This window comes from Streptomyces aurantiacus (genome assembly GCF_027107535.1).
Classification (GTDB): Bacteria; Actinomycetota; Actinomycetes; order Streptomycetales; family Streptomycetaceae; genus Streptomyces.
Genome location: NZ_CP114283.1, coordinates 8,979,138 through 8,991,328 on the forward strand (window position 1 = coordinate 8,979,138; position 12,191 = coordinate 8,991,328).

11 protein-coding genes are annotated in these 12,191 nt (G+C 72.9%); 7 read left to right on the forward strand and 4 right to left on the reverse strand.

Going from position 1 to position 12,191, the window contains the following annotated elements; genetic code table 11:
- Window positions 1–64: 64 nt before the first annotated feature.
- The 3 genes from O1Q96_RS41550 to O1Q96_RS41560 form a co-directional block, all read right to left on the reverse strand.
- Window positions 65–1,261 carry a serine hydrolase domain-containing protein gene (locus O1Q96_RS41550; RefSeq protein WP_269253019.1) on the reverse strand — a complete coding sequence of 399 codons (1,197 nt, stop codon included), beginning with the start codon at window positions 1,259–1,261 and terminating at the stop codon, window positions 65–67.
- A gap of 210 nt (window positions 1,262–1,471) precedes the next feature.
- Window positions 1,472–2,131, reverse strand: coding sequence for a response regulator transcription factor (locus O1Q96_RS41555; RefSeq protein WP_269253020.1), 660 nt, complete (start codon window positions 2,129–2,131; stop codon window positions 1,472–1,474).
- A complete protein-coding gene (locus O1Q96_RS41560) occupies window positions 2,119–3,345 on the reverse strand; it encodes a sensor histidine kinase (protein WP_269253939.1) in 1,227 nt (408 codons plus the stop codon). Before O1Q96_RS41560 ends, O1Q96_RS41555 begins: the two co-directional genes overlap by 13 nt.
- Window positions 3,346–3,609: 264 nt before the next feature.
- Here O1Q96_RS41560 and O1Q96_RS41565 point away from each other — a divergent pair, with 264 nt between their 5' ends.
- The 3 genes from O1Q96_RS41565 to O1Q96_RS41575 are packed head-to-tail and all read left to right on the forward strand — an operon-like array spanning window position 3,610 to window position 7,203.
- Window positions 3,610–3,852, forward strand: a complete 243-nt coding sequence (locus tag O1Q96_RS41565; protein WP_269253021.1) for a hypothetical protein — start codon at window positions 3,610–3,612, stop codon at window positions 3,850–3,852.
- Window positions 3,849–4,613, forward strand: coding sequence for an ABC transporter ATP-binding protein (locus O1Q96_RS41570; protein ID WP_269253022.1), 765 nt, complete (start codon window positions 3,849–3,851; stop codon window positions 4,611–4,613). The genes O1Q96_RS41565 and O1Q96_RS41570 overlap by 4 nt, the downstream gene beginning before the upstream one ends.
- A gap of 4 nt (window positions 4,614–4,617) precedes the next feature.
- Window positions 4,618–7,203 carry an ABC transporter permease gene (locus tag O1Q96_RS41575; protein ID WP_269253023.1) on the forward strand — a complete coding sequence of 862 codons (2,586 nt, stop codon included), beginning with the start codon at window positions 4,618–4,620 and terminating at the stop codon, window positions 7,201–7,203.
- Between the two features lie 100 nt (window positions 7,204–7,303).
- Here O1Q96_RS41575 and O1Q96_RS41580 read toward each other — a convergent pair whose 3' ends face one another.
- Window positions 7,304–8,905, reverse strand: a complete 1,602-nt coding sequence (locus tag O1Q96_RS41580) for a FadD3 family acyl-CoA ligase (protein ID WP_269253024.1) — start codon at window positions 8,903–8,905, stop codon at window positions 7,304–7,306.
- A 92-nt stretch (window positions 8,906–8,997) separates the two neighbouring features.
- Between O1Q96_RS41580 and O1Q96_RS41585 the strand changes: the two genes are divergently transcribed.
- The 4 genes from O1Q96_RS41585 (at window position 8,998) to O1Q96_RS41600 (ending at window position 12,028) form a co-directional block, all read left to right on the forward strand.
- Window positions 8,998–10,173 (forward strand): lipid-transfer protein, encoded by a 1,176-nt coding sequence (locus O1Q96_RS41585; protein WP_269253025.1) that lies wholly within the window; start codon window positions 8,998–9,000, stop codon window positions 10,171–10,173.
- Window positions 10,174–10,216: 43 nt separating this feature from the next.
- A complete protein-coding gene (locus O1Q96_RS41590; RefSeq protein WP_269253026.1) occupies window positions 10,217–10,651 on the forward strand; it encodes a Zn-ribbon domain-containing OB-fold protein in 435 nt (144 codons plus the stop codon).
- Entirely contained in the window at window positions 10,648–11,418 is a 771-nt protein-coding gene (locus O1Q96_RS41595; RefSeq protein WP_269253027.1) for an enoyl-CoA hydratase/isomerase family protein, read from the forward strand. The genes O1Q96_RS41590 and O1Q96_RS41595 overlap by 4 nt, the downstream gene beginning before the upstream one ends.
- Before the next feature lie 103 nt (window positions 11,419–11,521).
- On the forward strand, window positions 11,522–12,028 hold the full coding sequence (locus tag O1Q96_RS41600; protein WP_331276096.1) for a hypothetical protein: 507 nt from the start codon (window positions 11,522–11,524) through the stop codon (window positions 12,026–12,028).
- Window positions 12,029–12,191 lie beyond the last annotated feature (163 nt).

Consider the following 12,191-nt stretch of genomic DNA (forward strand, 5'->3'; position numbering starts at 1 on the left):
GATGGGGCCGAGCCTCACCAGGCTCGGCCCCATCGGCATGCGCGGCCGCAGCCGGCCCGGCTTCTCAGGCGCAGAGTTCGCCGTCGATCAGGTCGCTCTGGGCCTGCTCGGTGGACAGGTCGGACGCGCCGTCGCCGGTCGCGTGCAGGACCACCACCCGGCGGCCGTCCGGGCTGATGCCGTTGCGGGTGGTGGAGCCGGGGAGGTCGCCCGCGTGGCTGTAGTAGGAGCCGCCGCAGGTCAGCGGGACCCGCATCAGGCCGAGGCCGTAACTCGCGCCGGGCCACACGACGTCCAGGTCCGGGGTCCGTACGGTCGTCTTCATCTCCTTCAGTTCCGCGGAGCGCAGCAACCTGCCGCCCAGGAGCGCCTGGTAGAAGCGGGTCAGGTCGGCCGTCGTACCGATCACGGCGCCGGCAGCACCCGCCGCGGAGGGGTTGAAGACGGTGGTGTCGATCGTCGGCCCGGTCTTCCCGAAGTCGGAGTAGCCGTGCAGGTGGCGGCCGGGTATCCGGGTGTCCGTGGTCGGCGCGGAGGTGTCGCGCAGGCCCAGCGGGCGGATGATGCGCTTGGTGACCTGCTGCTCCCAGCTGTGCCCGGTGACCTTCTCGATGATCATCCCGGCGAGGATGTAGTTGGTGTTGGAGTACGACCACTTGTCGCCGGGCTCGAACTCCGGGGCGTGCCGCATCGCGATGCCGACCAACTGCTCCGGGGTCCAGGTGGTGTAGCGGCCCGCCTGGTAGGCGTCCACGCTGGTCAACGGGGCGAAGTCCGCGGTGTAGTTGAACAGTCCGCTGGTGTGCTGGAGCAGCTGCCGCACGGTGATCCGGCTGCCGTCGTTGCCGTTGCCGGACACGACTCCCGGCAGCCAGTGCTCCACGGAGTCGTCCAGCGACAGGCGTCCCTCACCGACGAGTTGCAGCACCACCGTGGCGACGAACGTCTTGCTGGCGCTGGCCATCCGGAACCGGTCGCCGGAGCGGGCGGCGGCGCCGGTGGCCTTGTCGGCCACCCCGGCGTTGGCGTACCGGGAGCCCCGCGGACCCGTCGACTGGGCCACGACACCGACGGTCCCGGTCCTGAGGATCGCGTTCACGTCGGCCTGGAGCGCCTTGTCGTGCGTCTTGCCGTGCGTCTTGTTCAGCGTCGGCTTCGCCGCCTGCCCCGTCGCGCCCGCCGCGGGCAGGGTCAGTCCGATACCGGCCAGGGCGGTCACCAGCGTCGTGGCCACAATGCGGGAGGTGAGCTTCGTCTTCATGCGGGCGGGCTCCTAGCGGGTCGGTCGTCGTACCGCCGTTGCGGTGTGATCACCAACTTAGGAATTCCGGCCGTACGTCACGATCCGGCAGCCTGGCCGTTCGGTACGGGTGCCCACTCCCCTGTGCCGGTAGCGCCTGCTGTACCTGACCGGCCCCGACCTCGGCCAACACCGCCGAAATCAGGGCCCGGTGACGGTACGTCGGATCGGTCAGGTGCGGCGTCGCGCGTCGTCGAGGTAGCGCAGGACCGCCGCGACCCGCCGGTCCACCTGGTCGGCGGGCGACAGGTCGAGCTTGGCGAAGATGCTGCGGATGTGCTTGTGGACGGCGCCGTCCGTGACGACGAGCCGTTCCGCTATGGCGCCGTTGCCCAGTCCCTCCGCCATCAGCCCGAGCACGTCGCGCTCGCGCGGGCTGAGCCGCTCCAGGCGGGTGTCCTGGCGGCTGCGGGTGAAGAGCTGCGCGACGACCTCCGGGTCGATGGCCGTGCCCCCGGCCGCCACTCGGTTCAGCGCGTCCAGGAACTCCTCGACCCTCCCGACCCGTTCCTTCAGCATGTAGCCGAGTCCCGTGACCCCGCCGACGAGCAACTCCGTGGCGAAGGAGTGCTCGACGTACGCCGAAAGGACGAGCACCGCCAGATCGGGCCTGCGCCGCCGGGCCTCGACGGCCGCGACGATCCCCTCGTCGGTGTGCGTCGGCGGCATCCGTACGTCGAGGATGGCGACATCGGGCTTGTGGGTGTCGATGGCGTCGAGGATGCCGTCGGCGGTACCGGCGGTGGCCACCACGTCGAGGCCCTCGGCGCGCAGCAGCAGCGCGAGCCCCTCCCGCAGCAACGGGTCGTCCTCGGCGATCACAATCCGCATGGCATGTCCACCTTGAGAGTCGTCGGGCCGCCGGGCGGGCTGGCCAGGTCGAGGGTGCCGTCGTGGGCCGCGATCCGGCGGCGGATGCCGGTGAGCCCGGAGCCGCCGGCCTCGTCGGCTCCGCCACGGCCGTCGTCGGTGATGTCCAGTCGCAGTCGGCCGCCACGGCTGCGGACTGTGACGGTGGCGCTCGTCGCCCCGCTGTGCTTGGCGATGTTGGTCAGCGTCTCGGCGACCACGAAGTAGGCGCTGGCCTCCACGGACGCGGCGCACCGCTCGGGTGCCTCGACGTCGATCCGGCAGGGCACCGGGCAGCTCGCGGCGAGGCCGGTGAGCGCGCCTTCGAGGCCGCGGTCGGCCAGTACGGGCGGCAGGATGCCCCGGGCGACCGAGCGCAGTTCGGAGAGTGCCTGCTCGGCGGCGCTCTGGGCCCGTTCGAGGAGTTCGTCGGCGCCCGCCGGATCGCGGGCCACCATCCGGCGGGCCGCGCCGAGCAGCACGGTGACGGTGACGAGCCGGTTCTGGGTGCCGTCGTGCAACGAGCGCTCGATGCGCCGCAGTTCGGTGGCGTGCGCGTCCAGGGCGGCGGCCCGGGTGGCGGTGAGTTCCGCGACGCGCAGGGACAGGTCGGTGTCGGGACCGGCCGCGAGGAGAGCCCGTCCCGGCCGCGCCTGGAGCCGTGCCATGCCTGGGGTGAGGCCCACGATGATGGCGATCCAGCCGAGCCCCAGCAAAGTCACGGCCAGGGCGTCGGGCCAGCCCTGGGCATGGCCGAGGCCCACGGACGTGCTGGTCGCGTTCTCCGGCATGAAGCGCCAGTACAGCGGGAACATCGCGTCGCGTACGGCCATCAGCGGCAGCAGCAGCGCGATCAGGCCGAGCAGCAGCCCGAGCGTGGCGTGCCGGGTCAGCCAGCGCAGCTCCGCCCGGGTGGTCGGGTCGACCAGGGCGAGCCGCAGCCGGGCCGGGGCCGGGTCGGGCCCGATGATCTCGGGACCCCACCGGGCGAGCCGGTGGCGTTCACGGTCGGCGAGGGAGTGCAGGGCGCGCAGCGCGGCGGGGGCCATGAGCAGTCCGACGCCCACGACGGACGTCACCGCGGCGACGGCCAGCCAGAACAGCACGGCCAGCGCCAGCATCGCGGTCCCCAGCCCGCCGATGAGCTGTCCGAGCGCGGCGCCCGCGGCCTCGGCGGTCCGGATCGCGCTCGCCATGATCCCGGGCTGTCCCGCGCCCGCGTCGACCGGCTCGTCGTGCCGGGTCGAGATCGACATCTGCTCCTCCTCTCTGCCTCGCCAACAGCCCTGTGCGAGCGGCCGGTTCACTCTCGATGAGGAGCGTAGAGGTACAGCCTGCTGTACCCCGAGTCGGGCTGCTGGCGGGCTCGGCCGCACAGGGTGCTGATCCGTAACTTCGGTGATGTCAGCGGGACCCGCCCCAGGGTCCGGAGAGTTCGAAGAATCCGAAGAGGGACAGCGATGGCCACCATGGACCCCTACCGCCTCACCAGCGGCGTCGAGAGCACGGACCCGGCGAAGACCGACGTCACCCGCAACGACGTCGGGCGTACGGTGCTCTGGCTGGTGCTGGTCATCAGCACCGTCGGCAACATGGTGGCCTCCTACGGCGTCGCCTCCACCGAGATGCACCTGGCCTGCGGCGTCGTCACCGCGCTGTGCGTGACCGCGCTCGTCACCCGCCACCTGCGGGGCCGGCGATGAGCGGCGTCCAGGCGGGAGCCGGCCACCCGAGGGCGACCCGAACCGCTCCGGCCATCGAGCTGGTGAACGTCAGCAAGACGTACGCGGGAGGCGTCCACGCCCTCGACGACGTGTCGCTGGCCGTGGAGCACGGCACGTTCCTCGCCGTGATGGGTCCCTCGGGGTCCGGCAAGAGCACGCTGATGCACTGCGCCGCCGGCCTCGACTCACCGACCTCGGGCAGCATCCGTATCGGCGGCCAGGAGATCGGCGGACTGAACGAGACGCGCCGCACCGAACTGCGCCGCGAGCACATCGGGTTCGTGTTCCAGTCCTACAACCTGGTCCCCGCCCTGAGCATCGCCGACAACATCACGCTGCCGCTGCGCCTGGCGGGGCGGGCCCCCGACCGGGAGTGGCTGGGGGCACTGGTCGAGCGGGTCGGTCTCGCCGACCGGCTGTCGCACCGGCCCGCCGAACTCTCCGGCGGCCAGCAGCAACGGGCCGCGATCGTACGGGCGTTGGTGGCCAAGCCGGCCGTCGTGTTCGCCGACGAGCCGACCGGAGCGCTGGATCTGCGCAGCGCCCACGAGGTGCTCGGCCTGCTGCGCGAACTCGTCGACGAACTGCGCCAGACAGTGGTGATGGTCACCCACGACCCGGCCGCCGCCGCCCAGGCGCACCACGCGGTGGTGATGGCCGACGGCCGGGTGGTCGAGCGCCTGTACCAGCCCACCGCACCCGAACTGGCCGACCGTCTCGTCAAGCTCGGAGAGGTCTAGAACCATGCTGTATCTCGCGGTCCGGATGGCCGGACACCGGATCACCGCCCTGCTGGCGGTGGCGTGCGCGGTCCTCGGCGGAGCGGCCCTCATCACCGGCACCGGTGTGATGGCCGAGTCCGGGTTCCGCTCCCAGCTGCCGGCCGGGCGCCTGGCCGGCGCGCAGGTCGTGGTCTCCACCGAACAGAGCTTCAACACGGGCCCCGACCTGCCGATCGCGTTCACGGAGCGCGGCGCGGTCCCGGCCGAGCTGGTCGACGAGCTGGCCCAACTGCCCGGCGTCACCGCGGCGGTCGGCGACATCGGCTTCCCCGCCGGCCTCATCGACGCCGACGGCCGGGTCGTACCGACCGAGGACCCGCGGACGGCCGGGCACGGCTGGTCCTCGACCAAGCTGCTCGTGGACGCGAAGGTCGACGGCTCCGCTCCGGCCGGCTCCGGCGAGGTCGCCCTCGACAGCGCCACGGCCGCCACCGCCGGAGTCCGGGTGGGCGACAGCGTCAAGGTCGCCGCCGCCGGCCGGGCCGCCGCCGCGTACCGCGTCACGGCGCTGGTCGACGCACCGGACGCCGGAATCCTCTTCGCCGACCCGACGGCCGTACGGCTGTCCGGCCGCGCCGACGGAGAGCGCGCCGGGACCGTGGACCTGGTGGCCCTGCGCACCGAGCCCGGCGCCGAGGCCTCGGTGGCCGCAGCTGCCCGCGAGAAGATCAAGGACACCGGCAAGAAGACGGCCGCCCGCAAGGACACCGAGGCCGCCGCCCCCCTGATCGTCTCCACCGGCTCCGAGCGCGGCGACATCGCCTCTCCCGGCGCGGGCGCCGCCCGTTCCCTGCTGATCCTGCTGGCCAGTTCGCTCGCCGGGGTCATCATGCTGGTCATCGGGTTCGTGCTGGCGAGCGCGCTCGCCGTGTCGATCGGCGGCCAGCGCCGCGACCTGGCCCTGATGCGGGCCGTCGGCGCAACTCCCCGGCAGATCAGGCGACTTGCGGCCGGGCAGGCGTCCGTCATCGCCGCCGTGGCGGTCGTGCCCGGGGTCGGCCTCGGCTATCTGCTGGCCGGCCGGTTCCGGCGGCTGCTGGTCGACCGCGAGGTGATCCCGGAGGCCCTGCCGCTCACGTTCAGTCCGCTGCCCGCGCTCGCCACCGTCCTGCTCCTCGGCCTCGCCGTGCAGGTGTCGGCCCGCAGCGCCGCGTGGCGCACCTCGCGCATGCCGGCCACCGAGGCGGTCGCCGAGTCGCGCAGCGAACCCCGCACCCCGTCGAAGACGCGGGCCCGCTGCGGGCTGCTGCTGATCGTCGCCGCCACCACGCTGTCGGTCGTACCGCTGCTGAGCCGTACGGTCCTCGGCGCGACGGCCACCTCCATGGCCGGGATCATCGGCGCGATCGGCCTGGCCCTGGCGGGACCCGCCCTGGTCCGGGGCATCGGCGACGCGGCGGGCCGGCGGCTGCGGCCCGGGGTCTCGGCACCGACCTGGCTCGCGGTGTCCAACATCCGCGGATACGCGCTGCGGCTCTCGGGGGTCGTCAGTGCCCTGGCCATGGCGGTCGTGTTCGTCCTGACCTACACGCTGGCCCAGACGACGGTCATGAGCGCCACCGCACAGGACACCCGCACCGGCACCCTCGCCCAGCAGCGCCTGACCGCGCCGGGCCTCGGCGGCCTGCCCGCCGGCACCCTCGCCGCCGTCACCAGGACCTCGGGCGTCGAGGCGGCGGCCCCGGTCAGCGACACCACCGTGATCCGGGAGTACAAGCAGTTCGGTGACCCGGTCGTCGAAGCCGCCTCGGCGATGATCCTGACCCCGGCCGCGTCGGACGTCCTCGACCTCGGCGTACGGGACGGCAGCCTGGCCCGCCTCGAGGGCGACACGGTCGCCGTCAGCACCGAGGTCGCCCGCTCCCCCGGCTCGGGACTCGGCAGCCGCATCACCGTGGTCCTCGGGGACGGCACCCGGGTCAGCCCCAAGGTCGTCGCCGTCTACGACCGCGGCCTCGGCTTCGGCCCGCTCGCCCTCTCCCACGACCTGGCCAAGGGCCACACCACCGCGGGCCTCGACCAGAGCATCCTCGTCCGCACCGACGGCAGCGAGACGTCCCGGCGCGCTCTCACGGCCCTCGCCGCGGGCCGCCCGGGCCTGGCCCTCACGCCCACCGACACCGGATCGGGCGACAGCCTGAGCGACGCCCCGCCCACGGTCTGGATCAACCTGGCCCTCATCGTCGTACTCCTCGGCTATCTCCTCCTCAGCATCGCCAACAAGCTGGTCGCCACCACCGCCCAGCGGCAGGGCGAGATCGCCACGCTCCGCCTCAACGGCACCACACCGCGCCAGATCCTCGCGATGATGCGCCGCGAGGCCGCGGTGATCGGGGTCGCCGCCGTCACCACCGGCCTGCTGCTGTCCGCGATCCCCCTCGCGCTGCTCGGCATCGGCTTCCTGGACCGGCCGTGGCCCGCGGGCCCGGTGTGGCTGCTCCCCGCGGTCGCCCTGACCGTGATCTGCACGGCCTTCGTCACGGTCGAACTCCCCACCCGCCAGGCACTGCGCACGGCACCCGCCCATGCGCTGTCCGCCCGCGAATAGCGCGGAGCGCCACGACGACGGAAGCGGGAGTACGGGCGGACGCGCGGCCAGGACGATCCGGCCGGGCGTCCGCCCGTACTCCCGCTTCCGAACCAGCCCCTCAGCGCCTCCGCAGCTCGCCCTTGACGACCTTGCCGCTCGCGTTGCGCGGCAGTTCGCCCACGAACTCCACCGTCCTGGGCACCTTGTAGTTCGCCATCTCCCGTCGGGCCCAGGCGATGAGGTCGTCCGCGGTCGCCACGGCCCCCGGCCGCCGTACGACGTACGCCCTGCCGACCTCGCCGAGCCGGTCGTCCGGGACGCCGATCACCGCCACGTCCGCGACGTCCGGGTGGAGGCCCAGGAGTTGCTCTATCTCCGCCGGGTAAGCGTTGAAGCCGCCGACGATGAACATGTCCTTGATGCGGTCGGTGATCCGGAGGTTGCCGGCCTCGTCCAGGACGCCGATGTCGCCGGTGCGGAGCCAGCCGTCGGGCGTGACCGCCTCCGAGGTGGCCGTCGCGTCCTCGTAGTAGCCGCGCATGATGTTGAAGCCGCGGACCAGGACCTCCCCCGGATCGCCCGGGGCGACCGTGCCGCCCCGGGTGTCCACCACCTTGACCTCCGTGCCGGGGATGGCCCGGCCCGACGTGGACGCGATCACTCCCGGCGCGTCGCCCCGGCGGCACATGGTGACGATTCCGCTCGCCTCGGAGAGGCCGTAGGCGGTGAGGACCGTGCCCACTCCGAGCTCCTCCCGCAACCGCTGCACCAGGCGCAGCGGGACGACCGCCGCGCCCGTCACCACCAGCCTCAGGGCCGAGAGGTCGTACGCGTCGCGCTTCGGGTGGTCCAGGAGGGACTGGTGGAGGGTGGGCGGGCCGGGGAGCACCGAGATGCGTTCCGAGGCCACGTTCGCGAGGACCGTGTCCACGTTGAACACCGGCTGCGGGATCATCGTCGCGCCCCGCATCAGGCAGGCGATCACCCCCGCCTTGTAGCCGAAGGTGTGGAAGAAGGGGTTCACGATCAGGTAGCGGTCGCCCTCGCGCAGGCCCGCCAGTTCGCACCACACGTCGTACGCCCGCAGTGTCTGCGCGTGGGTGATCACGGCGCCCTTGGGGCGGCCCGTCGTGCCCGAGGTGAAGATGATGTCCGAGGGGGCGGACGGGTCCAGCGCCGAGGCCCGTTCCCGTACCGTCGCCTCCGCCACCCCGTCCCCGCCGGCCAGGAAGTCCTTCCAGGTACGGAAGTCGGCGGGGGCGTCGTCCGACAGGACCACCACCTGCTCCAGGTGCGGGAGGCCCGGGAGGGGCCCCTCGCTCCCCTCCCCCTCGGCGCAGGCCCGCCGCAGGGACGCCACGTACGACGTCCCGAGGAACGTGCCCGTCACGAAGAGCAGTTTCGTGCGGCTGCGGGACAGGATGTACGCCGCCTCCGTCCCCTTGAAGCGGGTGTTCAGCGGGACGAGGACCGCGCCCGCCGACACCGCTCCCAGCGAGGAGACGATCCAGTCCAGGGTGTTGGGCGCCCAGATCGCCACCCGGTCGCCGGGGGTCACGCCGTTCGCGACGCAGGCCGCCGCCGCGCGTTCCACCCGGGCGCCCAGCTCCGCGTACGTGACGCGCGTACGGCCCTCGACGACCGCCTCCACGCCGGCGTACCGCTCGGCCGCCGCCCGTACGAGCCCCGGGATCGTGCCCCACTCCAAGTCACCGCGCACAGCAGGCCTCCCCACCACTAGCTGACTACCCGTCAGATTAGCTGTAGCCTGACGCCCTGTCAGCATCAGCGGACCGGGGTGGAGGTGTGCCCATGGCACGGACAGGGGCAGGCACGGGGGCGGCCGGACTCAAGGACGCCACCGCCGTCGTCGGGATCGGACAGACCGCCTTCGCCAAGCAACTCCCGGAAAGTGAGAAGGCGTTGGCGTGCCGGGCGATCCTCGCCGCCCTCGACGACGCCGGTATCGACCCGGCCGAGGTCGACGGGCTCGCCTCCTACACGATGGAGGAGACCGACGAGGTCGAGGTCGCCAAGGCCGCGGGCTTCGGCGACCTCACCTTCTTCAGCAAGGTCGGCTTCGGCGGCGGCGGTTCCTGTGCCACGGTCGCGCATCTCGCCTCCGCAGTGGCCACCGGGCAGGCGACGGTCGGCGTGGCCTGGCGGTCACGGAAGCGGGGCAGCGGGCCCCGCCCCTGGAAGAACACGGCAGTCCAGCTCCCCACCCCCGCCCAGTGGACCCGCCCCTTCGGTCTCCTGCGGCCCGCCGACGAGATAGCCATGCTCACCCGCCGCTACCTGCACGAGTACGGGGCCACCCGCGACCACCTCTTCAACGTCGCCCTCGCCTGCCGGAACCGGGCCAACCAGAACCCCGCGGCGATGATGTACGAGCGGCCGCTGACCCGGGACATGTATATGACCTCCCGCTGGATCAGCGAACCGCTCTGCCTCTTCGACAACTGCCTCGAGACGGACGGGGCGTTGGCCTGCGTGATCGTCTCCGCCGAGCGGGCCCGCGACTGCCGGCACCGGCCCGTGTACGTGCACTCCGCCGCCCAGGGACTGCCCGCCCAGCACCACGGGATGGTCAACTACTGGAACGACGACCCGCTGACCGGACCCGCCTGGACCGCCGCCCGACACCTGTGGAAACACGCCGACTTCACCCCGCAGGACGTGGACGTCGCCCAGATCTACGACGCGTTCACCCCCCTCATACCGCTCTCCCTGGAGGGCTACGGCTTCTGCGGCCGGGGCGAGGGCGGCGCGTTCACGGAAGGGGGCGCCCTGGAAATCGGCGGACGCCTGCCGGTGAACACGAGCGGCGGCGGACTCTCGGAGGCGTACGTCCACGGCTTCAACCTCATCAACGAGGGCGTGAAGCAGCTCCGCGGCACCAGCACCGCGCAGGTCCCGGACGCCGCCACCTGCCTGGTCACGGCGGGCGAAGGGGTGCCCACGTCCGCCCTCCTCCTGAGGAACTGACCGACCTGACAGCGCACCAGCCCCACCGAACCGAGGAGCCGACATGCTGACACCGGTCGTGGACGACGACGGCGCCCCCTTCTGGGAGTACGCCGCCCGGGGAGAGCTGCGTGTCCAGGCCTGCGCGGGGCCCGACTGCGGCGAGCTCCGCTTCCCGCCCCGGCCCTGCTGCCCGCACTGCCACTCCTTCGACAGCGAGTGGCGCCCGATGAGCGGCCGGGGACGCGTCTGGTCGTACGTCGTCCCGCATCCGCCCCTCCTGCCGGACTACGCGGCGCAGGCCCCGTACAACGTGATCGTCGTCGAACTGGCGGACGCGCCCCGCATCCGGCTCGTGGGGAACCTCGTCAGCGGGCCGGACGCACCACTCAACTCCGTCGCCCGGGAACGGATCCGGATCGGGGCGAAGGTGCAGGTGGTCTTCTCGGACGGCGGGGACGGCACCCGGCTGCCCCGATGGGTACTGGAGCGGCCATGACCCTGCGCGTCACCGCCGACAAGGACACCGGCGTCGCCGTCGTCACCCTCGACCGGCCCGAGCGGCTCAACGCCATCGACCTCGACACCGCCACCGAACTGACGGCCGCGTGGAAGGAGTTCAGGTTCGACGACTCCGTACGGGCGGTCGTCCTCACCGGCGCGGGCGGGCGGGCCTTCTCCACCGGCCTCGACCGGGACGCCGAGGTGCCGCAGCCCGGCTCGCCCTACATGCTGGACGATCCGCTCGTCGCGATCGGGCCGAAGGCGGCCGGCCTGTGGAAGCCGGTGATCGCCGCCGTGAACGGCATGGCGTGCGGCGGGGCCTTCTACCTGATCGGCGAGGCGGAGTTCGTGGTCGCCGACGAGACGGCCACCTTCTTCGATCCGCACACCACGTACGGCATGGTCAGCGCCTACGAGTCGGTCTACCTGGCGCAGCGGATGCCGTTCGGGGAGGTGGCCCGGATGGCGCTCATGGGGACGGCCGAGCGGATCTCGGCCCGGCGCGCGTACGAGGTGGGCCTGGTCTCCGAGATCACCCCGCCGGGCGAGGCCCTGCCGGCCGCCGTGCGGTGCGCGGACGTCATCGCGTCCTACCCGACCGCGGCCGTCCAGGGGACGGTACGGGCCGTGTGGGCCGCGCAGGAGGCGACCCGGGCGGCGGCCCTGTCGCACGCGCCGCACCTCGTCTCCCTCGGGAACCTGCCGGCCGAGGGGCAGGCCGAGCTGTTCGGCGCCCGCCGCCCGGGCTTCCGGACCCGCTGACCACGGCCGCTCCGGGGGCCGTCCCGGAGCGCCGTCGTCGCATGGCGGGGCTCGCCCACCCGGCGTAGCGTCTGCGTCGGGGGCAGGGAACGGAGGCCCGCGCATGGTCCGTAACGTGATCGGCTCCCTCCTCGCTCTCGCCGGAGCGACGGCCGCCGTATGGAGCCCCTTCCGCGCCTGGTACGACGGCCGTCTCGGACGGCACTACCGCCTGGGGGACCTGTTCTCCGGAGGCGGCGTAACGAACGTGTCCGCGGAGCTCTTCGCCTCGCTCTTCCTGCCGTTCGCGGTGGCCGCGCTGATCACGCTGGTCGGCCTGCTGTTCAGGTCCCGGCTGCTGGTGGGCCTGGCCGGCGTGGTCGTCCTCGGCTTCACCGTGCTCTGGATGGTCCGGGTGGGCCAGGCCGAGGGCACCCTCGTCGTCTTCGGCGACGCGGGCGACGGGTTGGGAGTGGGGGCCGGGCTCGCCTTCGGCGGCGGAGCGCTGCTGCTGGTGGCCTCCGTGGTCCTGCGGGGACGCGGCAACCGGGAGGACTCCCACTACGTAGCTCCGTGGGATCCGACGGTGCCGACGCTCGACCAACCGACGCAGTCGCAGGACTACCGCTGACCGCTTCCGCCGGACGCCTTGTGACCTGCGGGTTCGTCGCGTCCGGTCGCGCGGCTCGCCGCGCGCCTGTCAGCCGCCCTCGAAAGACGAGGCCGAGGAACGGGGCCGAAAGACGGCGCCGCGTCCCTGTCCCTCGTCGTCAGGAGCCCGGTGACCCCGCCGC